We start from the raw sequence: 20,306 nt of genomic DNA, 5'->3' as shown, positions 1-20,306 counted from the left end.
GGCACAGGTCGGAGGCGAACGGACATGTACGCACCGGAGCGGCAGCAGGAGATCCTCCGGCTGGCCCGTGACGGCGGCCGGGTGGACGTGATCTCGCTGGCCGAGGAGTTCCAGGTCACGGCGGAGACGATCCGCCGGGATCTGAAGGCCCTCGACCGCGCGGGACTCGTCCGCCGGGTGCACGGCGGTGCCATACCCGCGGGGCGGCTCGACTTCGAGCCGGACCTCGCCGAGCGCGAGTCGACGGCGGCCGACGAGAAGGACCGGATCGCCAAGGCGGCCCTCGCCGAACTGCCCATCCAGGGCACGGTGATCCTCGACGCCGGTACGACGGTGGCCCGCCTCGCGGGCATCATCCCGCTGGAGGCCGAGCTCACCGTCGTCACCCACTCCCTGCCCATCGCGGCCCGTCTCGCGGACCACCCGGGCATGCAGCTCCACCTCGTCGGGGGGCGCGTGCGGCACCGTACGCGCGCCGCCGTCGACGCGTGGGCGCTGCGGGCGTACGGCGAGATCCGCGCGGACGTCGTGTTCGTCGCGGCCAACGGCTTCTCCGCCGGGCACGGGCTGACCACGCCCGACCTCGCCGAGGCCGCGGTGAAGCGCGCGGCGATGGCCGCCGCCCGCCGGGTGGTGCTGCTCGCCGACTCCGCGAAGCACGGCCAGGAGCACTTCGCCCGCTTCGGCGCCCTGAGCGACGTGGACCTCCTGATCTCCGACAGCGGGCTGAGCCCAGAAGACGCCACCGCCATGGAGCGCGGCGGCATGGAAGTAGTGCGCGCATGATCCTCACGGTCACCCCGAACCCGTCCCTGGACCGCACCTACGAGGTCCCCTCGCTGGACCGCGGAGAGGTCATACGGGCCACCGGCGAGCGCATGGACCCGGGAGGCAAGGGCGTCAACGTCTCCCGCGCGGTCGCCGCCGCAGGCCGCCGTACGGTCGCCGTGCTGCCGCTCGGCGGCGCCCCGGGCGCGCTGGTCGCGGACCTGCTCGACGCGCAGGGCATCGAGGTCGCGCCGGTCCCGGTCGCAGGGGCCACCCGCTCGAACATCGCCCTCGCCGAGGCGGACGGCGTCCTCACGAAGATCAACGCCCCCGGCCCCGAACTGACCGCCGCCGAACAGGAGTTGCTCCTGGAGACGGTCCGCGGTCAGTCCCGTGACGCCGACTGGATCGCCTGTTGCGGCAGTCTCCCGCGCGGCCTCGCGCCGTCCTGGTACGCCGAGTTGGTCGCCCGTGCGCACGCGGCCGGTGTCCGTATCGCCCTGGACACCTCCGGCCCCGCGCTCATCGAGGCCCTGCGCGAACGCCCGGACGTCGTCAAGCCCAACGCCGAGGAGCTGGCGGAGGCCGTCTCCCGCCCGCTGGCCACCGTCGGCGACGCGGTCAAGGCGGCCGAGGAACTACGGGAGTTGGGCGCGGGCGCGGTCCTCGCGAGCCTCGGCGCCGACGGGCAACTGCTGGTGGACGCCTCGGGCGCCTGGTACGGCAGCGCGCGCGTCGACGTCGTACGCAGCAATGTCGGTGCGGGGGACTCCTCGCTGGCCGGCTTCCTGATCGCCGGCGGCCACGGCCCGGAGGCCCTGGCCTCGGCGGTCGCCCACGGCGCGGCGGCCGTCCAGCTCCCCGGCAGCGTGATGCCCACCCCGGCGGACCTCGACCCGTCCGCGGTGACGGTCACGGCGGACGTCCCGGTGGACCGCGTACTGACGGAGCCGGTCGCATGAACGTTTCCACGGCATCCAAGGCACCCCTCGAACCGCCCACAGGGCGGCGGCACTTCCCCTTAGCCGCCGCTTCCACCCCCTCCTCCCCCTCCGCGACCCACCGCTTCACCCCCGTCCCCACCCCCGCCCACGGCAGTCCCCGGGCGATACGCGTGCGAAGGAGCCCGCGATGAGCGAGATGATCACCGCGGACCTGGTCGACCTCGACCTGTCCGCCGATACCAAAGAGGCGGCGGCCCGTGCCCTCGCCGAGCGCATGGTCGCCCAGGGCCGGGTCACCGACCTCGACGGCTTCCTCGCCGACGTTGCCGCCCGCGAGGCGCAGATGCCGACCGGCCTGGACGGCGGCATCGGCATCCCGCACTGCCGCAGCGAGTACGTCACCGAACCGTCGCTCGCCTTCGGGCGCAGCGCCGAGGGCGTCGACTTCGGCGCCCCCGACGGCCCCGCCGACCTGATCTTCCTGATCGCCGCGCCCGCCGGCGCCGACGACGCCCACCTGACGATCCTCTCCGCACTGGCCCGGCAGCTCATGAACGCCGAGTTCACCTCCGCCCTGCGCGCGGTGGGCGACGCGGAGAGCGCGGCGGCCCTGATCCGCGGGGACGAGACCCCCGCCCCGAGCACCCCCGAAAACTCCGCCGCGACGCCGGTGGCGGCCTCCACCGGCGCCGCGGCGGGCAGCTCCCCGACAGCCGGTTCCCCGGCAGCCGCCTCTACGGCGGACAAGGGCGCCGGCGCCGACTCGGGCGCGGCCGCGCAGCCGTTCCGTATCGTCGCCGTCACCTCCTGCCCGACCGGTATCGCGCACACCTACATGGCGGCCGAGGCACTGGAGAACGCCGGTCGCGCGGCGGGCGTCGAACTCGTCGTGGAGCCGCAGGGCTCGGCCGGTTTCAGCCGGCTCGACCCGGCGGTGATCGCGGCGGCCGACGCCGTGATCTTCGCCCACGACGTACCCGTACGGGAGAAGGACCGCTTCGCCGGCAAGCCGACCGTCGACGTCGGTGTGAAAGCGGGCATCAACCGTCCCGCCGAACTGATCACCGAGGTCCGCGGCAAGGCGGAGCGCGGCGAGGTCAGCGGCGGAACCGCGCCGACGCCGGTCGAGCGCGGCGGCGAGGCGGGCGAGGGCTACGGCTCCATGCTCCGCAAGTGGCTGATGTCCGGCGTGAGTTACATGGTCCCGTTCGTCGCGGCGGGCGGTCTGCTGATCGCCCTCGGCTTCGCGATCGGCGGCTACGAGATCAAGTCCGCTCCGTCGGTCATGCAGCACTTCGTGTGGACGCAGACCGACAGTTGGGCCGCGCTGATGTTCCAGATCGGCGCCGTGGCCTTCGGCTTCCTGGTCCCGGTCCTGGCCGGCTACATCGCCTACGGCATGGCGGACCGGCCCGGTCTGGTGCCCGGGTTCGTCGGCGGCATGATCGCCTCCACCATCAACGCGGGCTTCCTCGGCGGTCTCGCCGCCGGTCTGATCGCCGGTGGTGTGGTGCTGGCGATCCAGAAGGTGAAGATCCCGGCGGCGGTGCGCGGGATCATGCCGGTGGTGGTGATCCCACTGATCTCCACGGCGATCGTCGGGTTCCTGATGTTCGTGGTCATCGGGAAACCGATTGCCTCGGCGCAGAAGGGCATGACCGACTGGCTGAACGGCCTCAGCGGCTCGAACGCCGTCCTGCTGGGCGCCCTGCTCGGCCTGATGATGTGCTTCGACCTCGGCGGCCCGGTCAACAAGGTCGCGTACACCTTCGCCACGGCGGGCATCGCGGTCTCCAACCCCAGTGACTCCGCGATGAAGATCATGGCCGCGGTGATGGCGGCCGGCATGGTCCCGCCGCTGGCGATGGCCCTGGCCACGACCGTGCGCGGCAAGCTCTTCACCGAGACCGAGCGCGAGAACGGCAAGGCCGCCTGGGTGCTCGGCGCCTCCTTCATCTCCGAGGGCGCGATCCCGTTCGCGGCGGCCGACCCGCTGCGCGTCATCCCGTCCTCGATGGTGGGCGGCGCGATCACCGGTTCCCTGTCGATGGCGTTCGGCGCGACCCTGCGCGCCCCGCACGGCGGCATCTTCGTGGTCCCGCTGATCGGGCACGCGTTCTTCTACCTGATCGCCATCGCGGTCGGCATGTGCGTCACCGCCGCCCTGGTCGTCGTACTGAAGGGCATGCGCAAGCCGGCCGCCGGCAGCACGGCCCCCGGAGCGCCGGAGGGCATATCCGCCCCTACGGCGGACACGAAGCAGCCGGTCGCCGCCTAGCCTGTTTCTGGCCGCTTTTGGGCCGCCGTGAGGTGTTCACGGCAACTGCGAGATACGTCACGGTCCGGGACCACGGTCCCGGACCGTGGTGTCTACTGGGACGCATGCCTGAGCACGTCTCGATCCTCCAGTTGACCGGTGTGGCCGTTCTCGCCCTGGCGACCGTCGCCTGGGTGCTCGGCCTGACCCGCATCCTGCGCCGCTCCCTCGTCGCGCCCACCGTCTGGCACGCGGCCCACCCGCTCCACGGCCTCCCGAACCAGCGCGACACCGCCCCCCACCTGGAGTCCGTCGAACTGACCCCGGCGGAGCGGGACGCCTTCGCGGGTCTGGTACGACAGCTCAGCGACGGGCGTTGAGCCCTTCGCCGGTCAGAAGACCCGCGCCGCCCGCCGCTCCATCGCGTCCCGGGCCGCGTCCTCGCTGGCGTACACCTCGCACATGTGACGACCGTCGGGGGTCGCCGTGTGCTCGACCTCCCACAGGGAGACCTCCGCGCCGTCGCACAGCAGGAACGCGTGCTCGTAGAGCGAGAAGCACACCGCGGCCCGGCCAGCCCGGAACGGGCGGCCGAAGGCCTGCGTGATCTGGTGCGCGAACGCCGTCTCCAGCAGCGCCGCCGTCTCCGCGTCCGGCCGGTCCGCGTTCTCCGCCCGGCGCAATAACCTGCGCGCGTGGTCCGCGGAGTCGTCCGACTCGTAGGTGTGCCGGGGCTCCGGGATCGGCGACAACTGCACCAGCACCGGCAGCTCGAACTCCGGGGTGTCCGGCGGCAGCGGCAGACGCGCGGTCGCGGTGCGCAGCTCCTCCTCGTCGACATACACCTCGTGCTGCGTCTCACGCCCCAGCACGGTGTTGTGGACGAGCTCCCACAGGGTGAGCGCCGAACCGTCGGCGAGCAGCCACGTGTGCCGGTACGTCTCCCGGTGCAGGCCCGCGCTGTGGTGCGCGGAGTGCAGCGAACTGTCGTGCGCCAGCGCGCAGTCGAGACGCCCTATCGTCTCGTCCGGCAGCTCGAAGGAGTTCAGGGCACGGCCGAGGAGTCGCTCGAGGTGCTCTTGCGGAGACTCGGGCGACTCGGGTTGTTCGTACGCTGCCGTGTCGTACGGAACGCTCAAGGCTTCTCCCGGCGTTGCTGCATGTCACCTTGTGGGTGCATACCGTAGCCCCTCGGTCGGACATCATGTTCCGGGAACCGAGAAAACGTATGCCCGGAAAACGCGCGGGCCGCGCGAGATGTTCCCGCGCGGCCCGAAGTTCCGTCAAAACCCGCCGGTCAGGCGGCACTTCCGGCGGTCCACTCGCTCCACCCCAGGTTCCAGCCGTTGAGCCCGTTGTCCGGGGCGACCGTCTTGTCGGGGGAGTTCTTCACGATCACGACGTCCCCGACGAGGGAGTTGTCGTAGAACCACTTGGCGTTCGTCGCACCCTGCGCGCCCTGTACGTCCGCGAGCCCGACACAACCATGACTGGTGCCGGTCTGGCCGAAGGGCGGATTCGCCTTGTTGTACCAGTAGTTGCCGTGGATGAACGTCCCCGACGTGGTCAGCCGCATCGCGTGCGGCACGTCCGGGATGTCGTACTCGCCGCCAAGACCGACCGTCTGGCTGTTCATCCGCGTCTGCGTGAACTTCTCGGAGATCACCATCTGCCCGTTGTACGTGGTGTGTTCCGGGCTGCCCGAGGAGATCGGCAGCGACTTGAGGGTCTGGCCGTCCCGCACGACCGTCATGGTCTGCGTGTTCACGTCGACCGTGGACACCTGCGAACGGCCGATGGTGAAGCTCACGGTCTTCTTCTGCACGCCGTAGACGCCGTTCGCGCCCTGCACGCCGTCCAGGTCGATCTTCATCGTGACCTTGGAACCGGCCTTCCAGTAGTCCTGCGGCCGGAAGTCGAGCCGCTGCGCCCCGAACCAGTGCCCCACGACCTGCTGCCCGCTGCTGGACGTGACCGTGATGTGCGACTGCACGGCCTTCTGGTCGCTGATCACCTTGTCGAAGGTGAACGACACCGGCATCCCCACACCGACCGTCGTCCCGTTGTCCGGCGTGTACGTCCCGATGAAGCTGTTGCCCGAAGTGACCGTGGTGAAGATGGAGTTGGCGGCGGCGGTCTTGCCGCTCGAGTCCTTCGCCGTCGCCGATATCTGGTACTTGGTCCCGCGCTCCAACTGCTCCTTCGGCTTCCAGCTCGCGCCGTCCGCGGATATCGCCCCGTCCACGGCCTGCCCCGACCCCGAGACCGTCATCTTCACGTCGGTCAGCTTGCCGTCGCTGACCCGCACGCCGGTCGCGTTGATGGACGCGTTCGTCGAACCGTCCTTCGCCGAGATGACGATCTTCGCGGTCGACGTCTTCACGGACGTCCCGCCGCCACCCTTGCTGTTGGTGTCGGCGTCCGCGCTGGCGTTCCCGCCGCACGCGCTGAGGGTGAGGGTGCCGACCACCAGGGCGGCGATGGCCCCCAGTACGCGCCGCGCTGCTATGTCCGGCGTTGTCACGGGCTGCTCCAGGTTCGTGGGGTGTGCGGATTGCGGTGTGCGGTGCGCGCAGTGGTCACGCGTCGTGCGTGGTGCTTGATCCGCTGCGGTGCGTGGACAAAGAGCGCCCCAACCCCCACCCGGGTTCCCGCCGTTCCCCACGAACGCCATCCGGTGACAGAACCGCGACAAACACCGGGACGAACCTCTGGAAACCCCGGATGCCCACCGCCCCACCGCCTGCCTACCGCCTCCCGTACAACTCCTCGTACGACGGCCACGCCCCGCCCGGCCCGTCCACCGACTCGGCGGCACGCACCGCGCGCACGATCGCCCGGGTCACGACCTCCGCGCCGGCCGCGAGGATGTCGTTGAGGGCGAGGGGGAGTTCGGCGTCGAGCGGGCGGGCCCCGGTGGCCAACGTGAACACCGTGTCCCCGTCGTTCAGCAGATGCACCGGGCGTACGGCGCGCGCGATGCCGTCGTGCGCCGTGCCGGCCAGCTTCTGCGCCTGCGCCTTCGACAGGTCCGCGTCGGTGGCGACCACCGCGAGCGTGGTGTTCAGCAGAGGAGGCGCGTTCTTCGCGGAGGCCTCGGCGAGGCGCCGACGCGCGGCCTCGTGGACGTGCGCTTCCGGATACGTCACGCGCCCCTGGAACAACTCCCCGTACAGGACGCCCGTTTCGGGATCCATCACCGACCCCGCCGCGTTGGCCACCACGAGCGCGGCCACCGTGATCCCCGACTCCAGCACGATGCTCGCGGTCCCGACCCCGCCCTTCATCGGCCCGACCGCGGCGCCCGTACCGGCGCCCACGCACCCCTCGCGCACCCGCACCCCCGGACCGCTGATCGCGGCGGCCTCGACCGCGGCCCGCCCGGTGGCCGCGTCCGGCCTGGCCTTGAAGGCGCCGCCCCGCCCCAGGTCGAAGACACAGGCCGCGGGCACCACCGGCACGACATGCAGCGGATCCACGCCGACCCGCACCCCGCGCCCCTGCTCCTCCAGCCAGGCCATCACCCCGGACGCGGCATCGAGCCCGTACGCGCTGCCCCCGGTCAGGACGATCGCCTCGGCCCGCTGCACCACATTGCGCGGATCGAGCGCGTCGGTCTCCTTGGTACCGGGCCCGCCACCGCGCACATCCACGGCGGCCACGGCCCCACCCTCCGGCGCGAGCACGACGGTGGTACCGGTGAGCCAACCGTCCCCCACCCGCGTCGCATGCCCCACCCGCACCCCGGCCACATCCGTCAACGCGTCAACTGTCATGGGGTTCAGTCTCGCCCAGCGAGTGTCCGATCCGGGGGTGGGCGGGGCGGGGCGGGCCGGTGATGCGGGGATGTTCGGGTTGGGTTGGGCGGTTGTTTCGGTGGGGGTTGGTTGGATGTCGGGGGTTGGCTGGGTGGGGGTCGGTTCGGCTCGGGTGGTTGTCTCGGTGGGGGTCGGTTCGGCTCGGGCGGCGGTTTCGGAGGTGGTCAGCCCGGCTCGGGCGGCCGTTGCGGAGGCGGTTGGTTGAGTACCGGCGGCTGTTTTGGCGGGGGCCGGATCGGCAGGGGCGGCTGACCCGGGGGTGGTCAGCTCCGTACGCGCCGCTGATCCAGGGGCAGTTGGGCCGGCATGCGTGGCTGATCCGATGGCGCTGGATCCAGGGCGTGCGGCTCTTGCGGAGGTGGTCGGCCTCGCGCGTGTGGCTGTTGCGATGGTGGTTCGGCCAGCGTGTGTTGCCGTTGCCGTTGCCGTTGCCGTTGCCGTTGCCGTTGCCGTTGCCGTTGCCGTTGCCGTGGCGGCCGGCCCAGCGCGCCCGGCTGGTCTGGTGGCGGTCAGTCCGCCGGCGCCGGCGCGACGGCCCCGCCCTCCCCGGCGGCAGCCGTCCGGGCCGTCAGTGTGACCCCGACCGAGACCGTCAGCGCCGACACCAGCCCGGCCGCGAGCACCGCCCAGTCCCCGAGGAAGGTGCAGCAGATCACCAGCAACGCGGCCGTCGGAAGCACCAGTTGCTGGGTGATGCCCACCTTGTAGTGGCGGGCGTGCAGCGCCCAGACGCTGAGCAGGTACAGCGCGGTCGGCAGAGTCACGGCGGCCGACGCCGCCAGCGTGGTGATGTGCGCCTTGCCGATCGCCTGGGTGACCGCGACCTCCAGGCCCGCGCCGATCGTGGCCGCCGAGGCGAAGATCAGGTAGTGGCCGTAGCCCCACAGGAACGCCTGCCGGTTGGACCGAAGATGCCCGTGGATCGGCACCACGAAGTAGATCCACCAGGCGGCGAACACGATCAGCAACCCGCCCGCGGCGATGGGCAGCAGCTCGCCCAGCGCGTCGTGCTCGTCCACCCCCGACTGCACGGCGATCGTCGCCGCCGCGATCGTCTCGCCCAGCACGATGATCGTGAACAGCCCGTACCGTTCCGAGATGTGGTGCGGATGCCACGGCGTAGGGAAGTTTTTCTCCGCGTAGCGCGGCACGCTCAGCTCGGCGATCACCATCACGAGGAACACCCAGCCGCGGGCCGGTTCCGGCAGGACCACCAGGCCGGTCCAGCCGACCATGCAGAGCAGCACGCCGCCCGCGTACCGCAATGCCATCGTCCGCTCCGGGCCGTCCGCGTCCTTCGCGGCCCGCAGCCACTGCGCGGCCATCGCCAGCCGCATGATCACGTAGCCGAGCCATACGAGCAGGTAGTCGTGCTGCTGGAAGGCGCGAGAGACCCCGGCCGCGAGGACCAGGACACCGGCGATCTGCACCAGGGTGACGACCCGGTACAGCACGTCGTCGTTGTCGTAGGCCGAGGCGAACCAGGAGAAGTTCATCCAGGCCCACCAGATCGAGAAGAACTGCATCGCGTAGTTCAGTACGCCCTCGCCCGCATGCCCCTCCGCGACAGCGTGCGCCAACTGGACGCCCGCCTGCGCGATGGCCACGACGAAGCACAGGTCGAAGAACAGCTCCAGCGGTGAGGCGACCCGGTGCGGCTCGTCCCGGCCCCGGGCGGTGAGCGGGCGCAGGGGGTGCATGGGGCGGAGAGGTCGCTGGGGCCGCTGGGGTCTCTGCATCTCGGACGTCATGGGGCCAAGCACAGCAGATAACGTCCGCCGGGGGCCGTACCCTGGAGGCATGAGTACCGCCCCCGCTCCCGAGCCGCGTGATCCGAAGCCCACGCTGGTCTTCGACGACCCGCTGAGCCGGCCGTCCTCGGACGACACGGACCGCGGGTGGGGCGAGCGCACCGAGGGCGACAGCGCGGCCGACAGTGCGGCCGACCTGAAGCGCTTCCTCGACGAGAAGCCGCCCCACCACATCTGAGCCGCCGGTCCCGTTCGAGCCGTTGGCTACGGCTCCCGGTGCCCCTCGCCGCGCTGCGCGACGAGCGCGTCGCGGATCTCCTTGAGCACCTCCAGCTCGGTGATCTCGATGACCTCGTGCGTGCCTTCCTTGGCCTTGCGCTGGGCCTCCGCGCGGGCCAGGTACTTCGACATCGGCAGCACCATCAGGAAGTACACGACCGCCGCGGTGGTCACGAAGCTGAGGGTGGCCCCCAGGACGGAGCCCCACATCAACTGGATGCCCTTGTCGCCCGAGCAGGTGCTGCTCAGGCACGAGCTGTAGGTGTCCAGGTTCTGTGTGCCGATCGCCCCGACAAGCGGGTTGATGAGCCCCTTCACCACCGAGTTGACGATGTTCGTGAAGGCGGCGCCGATGACGACCGCGACTGCCAGATCGACGACGTTCCCGCGCGTCAGGAAGGCCTTGAAGCCCTGCCAGACGCCCGGTTCCTTCTTCTGCTCGCTCAACTCGGAGCCTCTTCTCGCATGCGCAGGGGGTGGAACCAACAGCTCCGCAACCTACGTCAAGGCCCGGCCATCCTGTCCAATTCAGTAACTCCAACGAGGGACTTGACACGAATTCGCACAGGTGCCGGAGAGTGCGGCTCACGATACGGAGAACACGGCTCAACACACTGTCACCGCCAACCGGGCCGTGGCGCTCGCGCCGACCAGCCGCGCCGCCGTGGAGCGCGGCACCGACAGCACCACCAACGCCCCGCCTCCGTCGGCCACTTCGAGCGGCTCGGGCACCTTCGTCACCCGCGCCCCGCGCGCGACCACCCGGGCCGCACCGCCCGCCGCCGACTCCTCGGCGGCGATCACATCGACCCGGTCGCCGGCTCGCAGCAGCCGGACCGTACCGGCGTCGGCGATCCGCACCGGCGCCGACACCCACTCGACCGCCCGACGCTGCCGTACCGGATCGGCCACCGGATGCCCGCGAGGCCGCTCGCTGTGCCGCGCCTGGGCCGCGTCACGCGGGCCGGCCGTCATGAGCGCGACAGCGGCCAGCGCGAGCCCGGCCGCGACGGCCCGCCTCCGGTGCCGTAGCAACCGACGCAGTTGATGGCGACCGCCGCGCACCCGCACCGGCGCGAAGTGCGGCACCTCGCACGTGGGTGGGGCGTCGGTGCCCAACGGGCGCGGAAAGGAAGGGGAGATGAGCGGAGAGCCGGGAGGGGAGCCGGGCGGGGAGCTGAGAGGGGACAGGGACATGGGGACCACCACCTGAGACGAGGGATCGGTTTGCGGTCCCACGATGAGGCCTCGCGCCGCCGCCCGCCGGAGCCCGTGTGCTACCCGCCGGTTGTGGACAACTCCCTCACCCGAACGGGAAGTTCCGCACCCCGCCACCTCCCCGGATCCCCGCCACCTCTCCGAGTCCCCGGCCGCGGCCGGCCGTTACGGCAGCTCGAACCCCGGATCCATCCCGCCCAGCGCGTTCACGCACAGGCAGTCCCGTGCCCCGCTCTCCGGCAGCGCGGCCACCGCGTCGAACAGCACGCCCCGCAGCCGGTCCACGTTGGCCGCGAACACCTGCAGCACCTCGTCGTGGGAGACGCCCTCACCGGTCTCGGCGCCCGCGTCGAGGTCGGTGACCAGGGTCAACGAGGAGTAGCAGAGCTCCAGTTCACGGGCGAGCGCCGCCTCGGGGTGGCCGGTCATGCCGACCACCGACCAGCCCTGCGCCCGGTGCCACAAGGACTCGGCGCGGGTCGAGAACCGCGGGCCCTCGATCACCACGAGCGTGCCGCCGTCCACCGCCTCCCAGCCCTGCCCGCGCGCCGCCTTCAGCGCGGCCGCCCGGCCGGTCGGGCAGTAGGGGTCGGCCAGGGACACGTGCACCACGTTCGGCACCGTGCCGTCGGGCAGCGGCAGTCCGTCGAAGTACGTGCCCGTGCGGGACTTCGTACGGTCCACGAGTTGGTCCGGCACCAGCAGCGTGCCCGGCCCGTACTCGGGGCGCAGCCCGCCCACCGCGCACGGACCGAGGACCTGGCTGACCCCGACGGAGCGCAACGCCCAGAGGTTCGCCCGGTAGTTGATGCGGTGCGGCGGCAGATGGTGGCCGCGTCCGTGCCGGGGCAGGAAGGCGACCCGCCGGCCGGCGATCTCGCCGAGGAAGAGGGAGTCGCTGGGTGGCCCGTAAGGGGTGTCCACCTGTATCTCGGTCACGTCGTCGAGGAACGAATAGAACCCGGAGCCACCGATCACGCCGATCTCTGCGTTCGCCATGAGCAGCACCCTAGCCGCCGCCGAAATACCGCAGGAGCGGCTACGGAACAGCTACGGAAACAGCTACGGGAACCGGCTCCGGAAACGCCGAGGACCCTGTCGTCGTACGACGACAGGGTCCCGCGGAGAAGTCCTACGCGGCGGAGCTGTTGCTGGACGAGGAGCCCGTGCTCGACGACTTCGACTTCGAGTCCGAGGAGGACGACGAGGTCGAGGTGGTGGACGGCTTCGAGTCCGAGGACGTCGACGGCTTCGCGGTGGCCGGCGAGCTGCTCGACGAGGAGCCGCGGCTGTCGTTCCGGTAGAAGCCGGAGCCCTTGAAGACAATGCCGACCGCGGAGAACACCTTCTTCAGGCGGCCACCGCAGTTGGGGCACTCGGTCAGGGCGTCGTCGGTGAACTTCTGCACCGCCTCAAGGCCCTCGCCGCACTCGGTGCACTGATATTGGTAGGTCGGCACTGTGTCTTCCTCCTGGCACTCTCACTCAATGAGTGCTAACGAGCGTCCATAGTGACGTATTCCCGGGGATCAGTCCACTGCCACCGGCACGCGGTGACCGACGCCACGTGCCACGGTGCGGCTGTGGGGCCGGGTCGCGAGGTGTGACCGGAGGGCCACCAGGGTCCCCAAAGCAAGCACCGTACCGGCCATCGGGACCAGGAAACCGGCGCCGCCCCACAGGCGGTCCTCCAGTTGTCCGGCGACCGTGACGGCGGCGGCCTGGCCGAGCGCGACCGCGCCGGTCAGCCAGGTGAAGGCCTCGGTGCGGGCGCCGGCCGGGACGAGCCCCTCGACCAGCGTGTAGCCGGTGATCAGGGCGGGCGCGATGCACATGCCGACCAGGAGACCGAGGCCGGCCAGCAGCACCACGGAGTGGGCGGTCCACAGGGCGGACGCGGTCAGCGCGAGGGCTCCGTAGCCGACGAGGAGGCGGCGCTGCGGGGCGACCTTCCAGGCGACGGCACCGCAGACGAGACCGGAGAGCATGTTGCCGGCGGCGAACGTGCCGTACAGGGCGCCGTTCAGGCCGGGTTCGCCGATCGAGTCGGTGAAGGCGGCCAGGGAGACCTGCATTCCGCCGAAGACGGAACCGATGCCCAGGAAGGTCACGATCAGCACGCGCACCCCGGGGATGCCCAGCGCGGAAACGTGCTCCACGCGTGCGTGCCCGCTGACGGTCACCGTGGGCTGGGTGCTCTTCTGTGCGGCGAACAGCAGACCGCCGATCAGGGTGAGCGACGCCTCCGTGACGAGGCCGGCGGCCGGGTTCACGGCGGTGCACAGGGCGGTCGCCAGGAGCGGGCCGAAGACGAAGGTCAGCTCGTCCGTGACGGACTCGAAGGCGGCGGCGGTGCTCAGCAGCGGGGAGTCCTGGAGCCTGACGCCCCAGCGGGCGCGCACCATGGGCCCGATCTGCGGCACCGAGGCGCCGGTCGGCACCGCCGCCACGAACAGCGCCCACAGAGGCGCGTGGCCCAGCGCGAGCGCCGTGAACGTCAGGCCCGACAGGGAGTGCAGCAGGACGCCGGGGAGCAGGACGGCCCGCTGCCCGTGGCGGTCGGCCAGTCGTCCGCTGTAGGGCGCGAACAGGGCCATGGAGACGCCGGTGACGGCCGCAGCGGCGCCCGCCGCGCCGTAGGAGCCGGTGGTGTGCTGCACCAGCAGCACGATGGAGATGGTGAGCATCGCGAACGGCTGGCGTGCCGCGAAGCCGGGGAGCAGGAACGTCCAGGCGCCGCGCGTGCGCAGCAACTGCCCGTATCCAGGACGCGATCCCGGGCGGGAGGTGACCGTGGATGCCACGGCCCGTGCCTTTCTGCCACCTGGTAGCGCGCCCCGTGCGGGGGGAGCCGAGCACTGTCCTCTTGCGCGGAACTGCGGTAGATACCGGTGCCCACTGCGGAGGAGGGATTCGGCCGCCATACGGTCGCGCCAGCACTGCGTCAGGCAGAGTTGGTTCGATCAGAATGTGCCTTCATCGTACAGGTGATGAAGCCTGGTGAGCCTGCGAAAACGGGCACCACGCGCGCGTTCACCTGTGATTGGTGAACATGTGAACCGTGCGAAACATGCCCTTAACGACTGGCGCCGGCGCCGTCCGTGCCCAGCCAGCCCGCCAGCTTGCCGCCGTGACCCACCGCGCGCAGCCGCTGCTCCGCCGCATCCCGGACGGGATCCGTGGCGACCACGAGGAGCTCGTCGCCGCGCCGCAGGACCGTCGAGGGCAGCGGGACAAACGATTTTCCGTCCCGTACGACGAGGGTGACTGCGGCCCCGGCCGGCAGCCTCAGTTCGTTGACCTCGACGCCGTGCATCTTCGACTCCCCGGGGATCGCGACGGACAGCAGATGCCCGCGCAGCCGCTCCAGGGGCGCCGATTCGATGCCGAGGTCGGCGGCCTCCGCCCCCTCGCCCAGCTTCAGCTTGCGGGCCAGCCAGGGCAGCGTCGGCCCCTGGACGAGGGTGTAGACGACGACCAGGACGAAGACGATGTTGAAGATGCGGCGGCTGCCGGCGACGCCGTTCACCATGGGGATCGTCGCCAGAATGATGGGCACGGCGCCGCGCAGCCCGGCCCAGGACATGAGGGTCTGCTCCTGCCAGGGCACCCGGAACGGCGTGAGGCTGATCACCACGCTGAGCGGCCGAGCCACCATGGTCAGCACCAGGCCGATGATGAGCGCGGGCCAGACGTCGTCCCCCAGTTCGTGCGGGGTGACCAGCAGGCCGAGCAGGACGAACATGCCGATCTGCGCGATCCAGCCGAGCCCGTCGGCGAAGCCGCGTGTGGCGGGCCAGTGGGGCAGCTTGGCGTTGCCGAGCACCATCGAGGCGAGATAGACCGCCAGGAAGCCGCTGCCGTGCGCCAAGGCGCCCGTGGCGTACGCGGTGAGCGCGATCGCCATGACGGCGATCGGGTAGAGGCCGGAGGCGGGCAGCGCCACGTGCCGCATCCCCCAGGAGCCGAGCCAGCCCACCGCGAGGCCGATGGCCGCGCCGATGGCCAGCTCCAGGGCTATCTCGCCCACCAGCGCGTACCAGTGCTCGACCGGGCCCGCCGTGGAGAAGGCGACGACCAGGATGACCACCGGGGCGTCGTTGAAGCCGGACTCGGCCTCCAACGTGCCCGTCACGCGCGCGGGGAGGGGGATTCTGCGCAGCACGGAGAAGACCGCCGCCGCGTCCGTCGAGGACACCACCGCCCCGATGATGAACGCCTGCCGCCACTCCAGGCCGACCAGATAGTGCGCGCCCGCGGCCGTGATGCCGACGCTCACCGCCACCCCCGCCAGCGCCAGTGTGGCGGCTGACGACAGGACCGGCCTGACCTCTTTCCACTTCGTGCCGAGGCCGCCCTCGGCCAGGATCACGACCAGGGCCGCGTACCCGATGACCTGGGTCAGCTCGGCGTTGTCGAAGTGGATGTCGCCGATGCCGTCCTGGCCCATGGCGACGCCGATCCCCAGGTACACGAGCAGGCTGGGGAGCCCGCTGCGCGAGGAGACCCGGACCGCCGCGACGGCGACGAGCAGGACGAGCGAGCAGACGAGCAGAAGCTGGTCGAGGTGGTGGACAGTCAGAAGCCTTCCCTTCCTCGGCTGGCGCGCGTCGAGGGCGACAGCACACGTACAGGGGACGCGAGGCTGCGGTGCCATGCATCCAAGTACTTCGTTACCTTACCTAACTCTTGACGCTTTCTTGACACTTCCCGAGGCAAGATCGAACGCCCGTCCGCGTCAGTACCCGACTCCGCGTCAAGTCGCTCGGGACCCTGCGCCTATGGTTGCTCCAGCGCTCAGTCAAAAGCACAGCCCGCCCTGCCGCTCGCGTTAGGACAGCAAGGACAGCGATGCCCCCCAACACCACCGCCTCATCGGGTCATAAGCCCGGCAAGTCCGGCAGGAAAAAGGGGCGCAAAGCCCGTCTATTGGTGCTTGTTCTGGTAATGGCCATCATCGGGGGCATCGCCTACGGCGCGTACTGGTCCGTCAGCACGGTCCGTGCCTCCCTTCCGCAGACCACGGGCTCGATCACGCTCGACGGCCTGTCGGGGCCCGTCGACGTCAAGCGTGACAGCTACGGCATCCCGCAGATCTACGCGTCCTCCGACGCGGACCTGTTCATGGCGCAGGGCTACGTCCAGGCGCAGGACCGGTTCTACGAGATGGACGTACGCCGGCACATGACCGCCGGGCGGCTGTCCGAGATGTTCGGCAAGGACCAGGTCAAGAACGACGAGTTCCTGCGCACCCTGGGCTGGGACCGGGTCGCGCAGAAGGAGTACGACACCACGTTGTCGGCCTCCACGAAGAAGTATCTCCAGGCGTACGCCAAGGGGGTCAACGCCTATCTCCAGGGCAAGGACGGCAAGGACATCTCCCTGGAGTACGCGGCTCTCGGCTTCAAGTACGACTACAAGCCGGAGAAGTGGACCCCGGTCGACTCGGTCGCGTGGCTCAAGGCGATGGCCTGGGACCTGCGCGGCAACATGAAGGACGAGATCGACCGCGCCCTGATGACCAGCCGTCTCGGCCCCCAGCAGATCGCGGACCTGTACCCGGAGTACCCGTACGACCGCAACCAGCCGATCGTCACCGAGGGCGAGTACGACGAGTACACCAAGACCTTCGACGGCGGTGACGGTTCCTCCAGCACGTCCACGAGCGGCACGACGGGCTCCTCGTCGTCCTCGTCCGGCTCGGCCCTCACCAGCCAGCTCTCGGGCCTCTCGGACGTCCTGGACGACCTCCCGACGGCTGTCGGCGTGAACGGCCAGGGCATCGGCTCCAACTCGTGGGTCGTCGCCGGCAAGAACACCATCACCGGCAAGCCCCTCCTGGCCAACGATCCCCACCTGGAGGCCTCGCTGCCGTCCGTCTGGTACCAGATGGGCCTGCACTGCCGCGCGGTCTCCAGCAAGTGCCAGTACGACGTCTCCGGCTACACCTTCGCGGGCATGCCCGGCGTCGTCATCGGCCACAACCAGGACATCGCGTGGGGCATGACCAACTCCGGAGTCGACGTCACCGACCTCTACCTGGAGAACCTCTCCGGCGACGGCTACCTGTACGACGGCACCACGAAGCCCTTCACGACCCGCACGGAGACCATCAAGGTCGCCGGCGGCACGTCCAAGAAGATCGTCGTCCGGGAGACCAACAACGGTCCCCTGCTGTCGGACCGCAACGACGAACTCGTGAAGGTCGGCAAGAAGGCCGCCGTCGACACCGCGGCACCCGACAGGGGCGACGGCTACGGCATCGCCCTGCGCTGGACCGCCGAGGACCCGGGCGCGACCATGGACGCCGTCTTCGCCATCGACAAGGCGTCCGACTGGAGCGAGTTCCGCGCGGGCGCCGCGAAGTTCGACGTGCCCTCGCAGAACCTCGTCTACGCCGACACCAAGAACAACATCGGCTACACGCTGCCCGGCAAGATCCCCACGCGCGGGAAGGGCGACGGCTCGCTGCCGGTGCCCGGCTGGGACTCCAAGTACGACTGGACCGGCTACATCCCGCAGGCCGCCCTGCCGTACGAGTACAACCCGAAGCGCGGCTACATCGTCACCGCCAACCAGGCCGTGATCGACAAGGACAAGTACCCGTACACGCTCACCACGGACTGGGGCTACGGCACCCGCAGCCAGCGCATCACCGATCTGATCCAGTCGAAGATCGACGGCGGCGGCAAGATCTCCACCGACGACATGCGGCAGATGCAGCTCGACGACAGCAGCGAGATCGCCAAGCTGCTCGTGCCCAAGCTGCTGAAGATCGACGAACCCGACGCCGACGTACGCGAGGCGCAGAAGCTCCTGGAGGGCTGGGACTACACCCAGGACGCCGACTCGGCGGCGGCCGCCTACTTCAACTCGGTCTGGCGCAACATCCTCAAGCTCGCCTTCGGCAACAAGCTGCCCAAGGAGCTGCGGGTCAAGGGCCAGTGCCTGTTCGTCACGCCGGTCGACACCACCGGGCCCGTCGACGAGGACGCCCAGAAGGTGCACGAGTGCGGCGAGCGCGATGCCGACCAGGCGCAACCGGACGGCGGCGACCGCTGGTTCGAGGTCGTCCGCAAGCTCATGGACGACCCCACCAACGACTGGTGGACGACCCCCAAGTCGGGCAACCGCCCGGGGGCGAGCAACATGAACCAGCTCTTCAAGCGCGCCATGATCGACGCCCGCTGGGAGCTGACCGCCAAGCTCGGCAAGGACATCGACACCTGGAGCTGGGGCCGGCTGCACCGCCTGTTCCTGAAGAACCAGACCCTGGGCACCGACGGCCCCGGCATCGTCCAGTACGTTCTCAACCGCGGCCCCTGGAAGCTCAGCGGCGGCGAGGCCACGGTCAACGCGACCGGCTGGAACGCGGCCGGCGGCTACGGAGTCGTCTGGGTGCCGTCGATGCGCATGGTGGTCAACCTCGACGACTTCGACAAGTCCAAGTGGATCAACCTCACCGGAGCCTCCGGACACGCCTACAGCGCGCACTACACCGACCAGACCAGCAAGTGGGTCAACGGTGAGCTGCTGTCCTGGTCGTTCTCGTCCAAGGCGGTCGACGACAGCACGAGCGACACCCTGGTGCTCAAACCGTGAATCGTTGAACGATCGAAATGGCCCTCCACGCGTGCGTGGAGAGCCATTTCAGTTCCCCGGGAACCGCCGTACACCGCTCGGCGTCACCGCCGCCCGCACCGGCCGGTCGTGCGCCTCCGCGGGGACGTGCGCGACGACCTCGGAGTCGTACAGCAGCACCACCAGCGAGGGATGCGCGCCCGCCCGCTCCAGCCGCGCCAGCACGCGGTCGTACGACCCGCCGCCGCGCCCCAGCCGCATCCCGCGCCCGTCGACCGCCAGGCCGGGCAGCAGGACGACGTCGGCGGCGGTCACGGCGTCCGGGCCGAGCCGCTCCCCGGAGGGCTCGAACAGGGTCATCTTTCCGCCGTGTCGGACCCGCGCGAGCGAGCCCTCGCCGTCGTAGGAGCCCCAGTCGAGGTCGTTGTCCGGGAGCAGCGCAGGCAGCAGCACGTTGACGTCCCGCGCGCGGAGTGCGTCCAGGAGCACCAGCGTTCCGGGTTCGCTCCCTACGGAGACGTACGCCGCCACCGTGTGCGCGTGCGCCAACTCGGGTAGTTCCAGAGCACGGTCGGCGAGCGCGACGGCGGCCCCCCGCACGTCATCGGCCGTCAACCTGTTCCTCACCGTGAGGAACTCCTGCCGCAACATTCGCTTGTCAGGCTCGACTTCACGATCCAGGTGACGCACAGGTCCCACCCGTATCCTTCCTAATAGGCTCATATGAGAGTGTTTTAACCGGGGCCACAGATTCTGCACAAAGGCACCGGATAAGGTTCGGGCATGACTCAGTCGAACCCCAGGATCAGCAAGGCTGTCATCCCCGCAGCCGGTCTAGGCACCAGGTTCCTGCCGGCCACGAAGGCAACTCCCAAGGAGATGCTGCCGGTCGTGGACAAGCCCGCGATCCAGTACGTGGTCGAAGAAGCCGTGTCGGCTGGGCTCGATGACGTCCTCATGATCACCGGACGCAACAAGCGCCCCCTAGAGGACCACTTCGACCGCAACTACGAGCTCGAATCCGCCCTCCAGAAGAAGGGCGACGCGAGCCGGCTGGCCAAGGTCCAGGAGTCCAGCGACCTCGCCACCATGCACTACGTCCGCCAGGGCGACCCCAAGGGCCTCGGCCACGCCGTCCTGTGCGCGGCCCCGCACGTCGGCCACGAGCCTTTCGCCGTCCTCCTCGGGGATGACCTGATCGACCCCCGGGACCCCCTCCTCGCGCGCATGGTCGCCGTCCAGGAGCAGCACGGCGGCAGCGTCGTCGCCCTCATGGAGGTCGCACCCGAGCAGATCCACCTCTACGGCTGCGCGGCCGTAGAGGCCACCGCGGACGACGACGTCGTCAAGGTCACCGGCCTGGTCGAGAAGCCGGAGGCGGCCGACGCCCCGTCGAACTACGCGATCATCGGCCGCTACGTCCTCGACCCCCACATCTTCGACATACTGCGCAAGACCGAACCCGGCCGCGGCGGCGAGATCCAACTCACCGACGCCCTCCAGCAATTGGCCACCGACGAGAAGATCGGCGGCCCCGTGCACGGCGTCGTCTTCAAGGGCCGCCGCTATGACACCGGCGACCGGGGCGACTATCTGCGTGCCATTGTCAGACTCGCGTGCGAACGTGAAGACCTGGGCCCGGACTTCCGCGCCTGGCTTCGCAGTTACGTAGCCGAGGAGATGTAGCAACG

The 20,306-nt window shown here is 70.3% G+C and carries 18 protein-coding genes; 7 read left to right on the top strand and 11 right to left on the bottom strand.

Annotated features, from left to right (window positions below; translation table 11 throughout):
- Window positions 1-24: 24 nt before the first annotated feature.
- From OG223_RS22690 to OG223_RS22675, 4 genes are all read left to right on the top strand, one after another.
- A complete protein-coding gene (locus OG223_RS22690; protein WP_329251552.1) occupies window positions 25-786 on the top strand; it encodes a DeoR/GlpR family DNA-binding transcription regulator in 762 nt (253 codons plus the stop codon).
- Window positions 783-1,730, top strand: a complete 948-nt coding sequence (gene pfkB / locus OG223_RS22685) for a 1-phosphofructokinase (RefSeq protein ID WP_329251549.1) — start codon at window positions 783-785, stop codon at window positions 1,728-1,730. Before OG223_RS22690 ends, pfkB begins: the two co-directional genes overlap by 4 nt.
- A gap of 169 nt (window positions 1,731-1,899) precedes the next feature.
- Window positions 1,900-3,990, top strand: a complete 2,091-nt coding sequence (locus tag OG223_RS22680; RefSeq protein ID WP_329251547.1) for a PTS fructose transporter subunit IIABC — start codon at window positions 1,900-1,902, stop codon at window positions 3,988-3,990.
- A gap of 104 nt (window positions 3,991-4,094) precedes the next feature.
- Window positions 4,095-4,349: a hypothetical protein gene (locus OG223_RS22675; RefSeq protein WP_329251545.1), complete on the top strand. Its 255-nt coding sequence runs from the start codon at window positions 4,095-4,097 to the stop codon at window positions 4,347-4,349.
- A gap of 12 nt (window positions 4,350-4,361) precedes the next feature.
- On the opposite strand, the gene OG223_RS22670 is transcribed toward OG223_RS22675, so the two are convergent.
- From OG223_RS22670 to OG223_RS22655, 4 genes are all read right to left on the bottom strand, one after another.
- Window positions 4,362-5,108 (bottom strand): DUF6227 family protein, encoded by a 747-nt coding sequence (locus OG223_RS22670; protein ID WP_329251542.1) that lies wholly within the window; start codon window positions 5,106-5,108, stop codon window positions 4,362-4,364.
- Between the two features lie 158 nt (window positions 5,109-5,266).
- Entirely contained in the window at window positions 5,267-6,493 is a 1,227-nt protein-coding gene (locus OG223_RS22665) for a L,D-transpeptidase (RefSeq protein ID WP_329251539.1), read from the bottom strand.
- A 223-nt stretch (window positions 6,494-6,716) separates the two neighbouring features.
- Entirely contained in the window at window positions 6,717-7,745 is a 1,029-nt protein-coding gene (locus OG223_RS22660) for a P1 family peptidase (RefSeq protein WP_329251536.1), read from the bottom strand.
- A 551-nt stretch (window positions 7,746-8,296) separates the two neighbouring features.
- Window positions 8,297-9,538: a low temperature requirement protein A gene (locus OG223_RS22655; RefSeq protein ID WP_329251533.1), complete on the bottom strand. Its 1,242-nt coding sequence runs from the start codon at window positions 9,536-9,538 to the stop codon at window positions 8,297-8,299.
- A gap of 49 nt (window positions 9,539-9,587) precedes the next feature.
- On the opposite strand from OG223_RS22655, the gene OG223_RS22650 reads away from it, so the two are divergent.
- Entirely contained in the window at window positions 9,588-9,776 is a 189-nt protein-coding gene (locus OG223_RS22650) for a hypothetical protein (RefSeq protein WP_329251529.1), read from the top strand.
- A gap of 26 nt (window positions 9,777-9,802) precedes the next feature.
- Here OG223_RS22650 and mscL read toward each other — a convergent pair whose 3' ends face one another.
- From mscL to OG223_RS22620, 6 genes are all read right to left on the bottom strand, one after another.
- Window positions 9,803-10,264, bottom strand: a complete 462-nt coding sequence (gene mscL / locus OG223_RS22645) for a large conductance mechanosensitive channel protein MscL (protein WP_329251526.1) — start codon at window positions 10,262-10,264, stop codon at window positions 9,803-9,805.
- 159 nt (window positions 10,265-10,423) lie between these two features.
- Window positions 10,424-11,014: a hypothetical protein gene (locus tag OG223_RS22640; protein ID WP_329251524.1), complete on the bottom strand. Its 591-nt coding sequence runs from the start codon at window positions 11,012-11,014 to the stop codon at window positions 10,424-10,426.
- Window positions 11,015-11,200: 186 nt separating this feature from the next.
- Window positions 11,201-12,034, bottom strand: a complete 834-nt coding sequence (locus tag OG223_RS22635; RefSeq protein ID WP_329251521.1) for an S-methyl-5'-thioadenosine phosphorylase — start codon at window positions 12,032-12,034, stop codon at window positions 11,201-11,203.
- A 133-nt stretch (window positions 12,035-12,167) separates the two neighbouring features.
- A complete protein-coding gene (locus OG223_RS22630; RefSeq protein WP_329251519.1) occupies window positions 12,168-12,494 on the bottom strand; it encodes an FmdB family zinc ribbon protein in 327 nt (108 codons plus the stop codon).
- A gap of 69 nt (window positions 12,495-12,563) precedes the next feature.
- Window positions 12,564-13,838, bottom strand: a complete 1,275-nt coding sequence (locus OG223_RS22625) for an MFS transporter (RefSeq protein ID WP_329251516.1) — start codon at window positions 13,836-13,838, stop codon at window positions 12,564-12,566.
- 272 nt (window positions 13,839-14,110) lie between these two features.
- Window positions 14,111-15,691, bottom strand: a complete 1,581-nt coding sequence (locus OG223_RS22620; protein ID WP_329251513.1) for a potassium/proton antiporter — start codon at window positions 15,689-15,691, stop codon at window positions 14,111-14,113.
- Between the two features lie 194 nt (window positions 15,692-15,885).
- Between OG223_RS22620 and OG223_RS22615 the strand changes: the two genes are divergently transcribed.
- The gene (locus tag OG223_RS22615) at window positions 15,886-18,636 is read left to right on the top strand and encodes a penicillin acylase family protein (protein ID WP_329251510.1); all 2,751 of its coding nucleotides are present in this window, start codon (window positions 15,886-15,888) and stop codon (window positions 18,634-18,636) included.
- Window positions 18,637-18,684: 48 nt separating this feature from the next.
- Here the strand turns inward: OG223_RS22615 and OG223_RS22610 are convergent, their stop codons facing one another.
- Complete coding sequence (locus OG223_RS22610) at window positions 18,685-19,266, bottom strand: 5-formyltetrahydrofolate cyclo-ligase (protein WP_329251507.1); 582 nt, start codon at window positions 19,264-19,266, stop codon at window positions 18,685-18,687.
- A gap of 132 nt (window positions 19,267-19,398) precedes the next feature.
- Here OG223_RS22610 and galU point away from each other — a divergent pair, with 132 nt between their 5' ends.
- A complete protein-coding gene (gene galU / locus OG223_RS22605; RefSeq protein ID WP_329251504.1) occupies window positions 19,399-20,301 on the top strand; it encodes a UTP--glucose-1-phosphate uridylyltransferase GalU in 903 nt (300 codons plus the stop codon).
- The last annotated feature ends 5 nt before the right edge of the window (window positions 20,302-20,306 follow it).

The organism is Streptomyces sp. NBC_01478 (assembly GCF_036227225.1).
GTDB lineage: Bacteria > Actinomycetota > Actinomycetes > Streptomycetales > Streptomycetaceae > Streptomyces.
This window is presented reverse-complemented; position numbering and strand designations above follow the sequence as displayed.

Bases quoted from the DNA above. Each gene is read 5' to 3' on its own strand.
- OG223_RS22690 (WP_329251552.1), top strand. From the start codon at position 25: ATGTACGCACCGGAGCGGCAGCAGGAGATCCTCCGGCTGGCCCGTGAC.
- pfkB (WP_329251549.1), top strand. From the start codon at position 783: ATGATCCTCACGGTCACCCCGAACCCGTCCCTGGACCGCACCTACGAG.
- OG223_RS22680 (WP_329251547.1), top strand. From the start codon at position 1,900: ATGAGCGAGATGATCACCGCGGACCTGGTCGACCTCGACCTGTCCGCC.
- OG223_RS22675 (WP_329251545.1), top strand. From the start codon at position 4,095: ATGCCTGAGCACGTCTCGATCCTCCAGTTGACCGGTGTGGCCGTTCTC.
- OG223_RS22660 (WP_329251536.1), bottom strand. From the start codon at position 7,745: ATGACAGTTGACGCGTTGACGGATGTGGCCGGGGTGCGGGTGGGGCAT.
- OG223_RS22655 (WP_329251533.1), bottom strand. From the start codon at position 9,538: ATGACGTCCGAGATGCAGAGACCCCAGCGGCCCCAGCGACCTCTCCGC.
- OG223_RS22650 (WP_329251529.1), top strand. From the start codon at position 9,588: ATGAGTACCGCCCCCGCTCCCGAGCCGCGTGATCCGAAGCCCACGCTG.
- OG223_RS22640 (WP_329251524.1), bottom strand. From the start codon at position 11,014: ATGTCCCTGTCCCCTCTCAGCTCCCCGCCCGGCTCCCCTCCCGGCTCT.
- OG223_RS22635 (WP_329251521.1), bottom strand. From the start codon at position 12,034: ATGGCGAACGCAGAGATCGGCGTGATCGGTGGCTCCGGGTTCTATTCG.
- OG223_RS22620 (WP_329251513.1), bottom strand. From the start codon at position 15,691: ATGGCACCGCAGCCTCGCGTCCCCTGTACGTGTGCTGTCGCCCTCGAC.
- OG223_RS22615 (WP_329251510.1), top strand. From the start codon at position 15,886: ATGCCCCCCAACACCACCGCCTCATCGGGTCATAAGCCCGGCAAGTCC.
- OG223_RS22610 (WP_329251507.1), bottom strand. From the start codon at position 19,266: ATGTTGCGGCAGGAGTTCCTCACGGTGAGGAACAGGTTGACGGCCGAT.
- galU (WP_329251504.1), top strand. From the start codon at position 19,399: ATGACTCAGTCGAACCCCAGGATCAGCAAGGCTGTCATCCCCGCAGCC.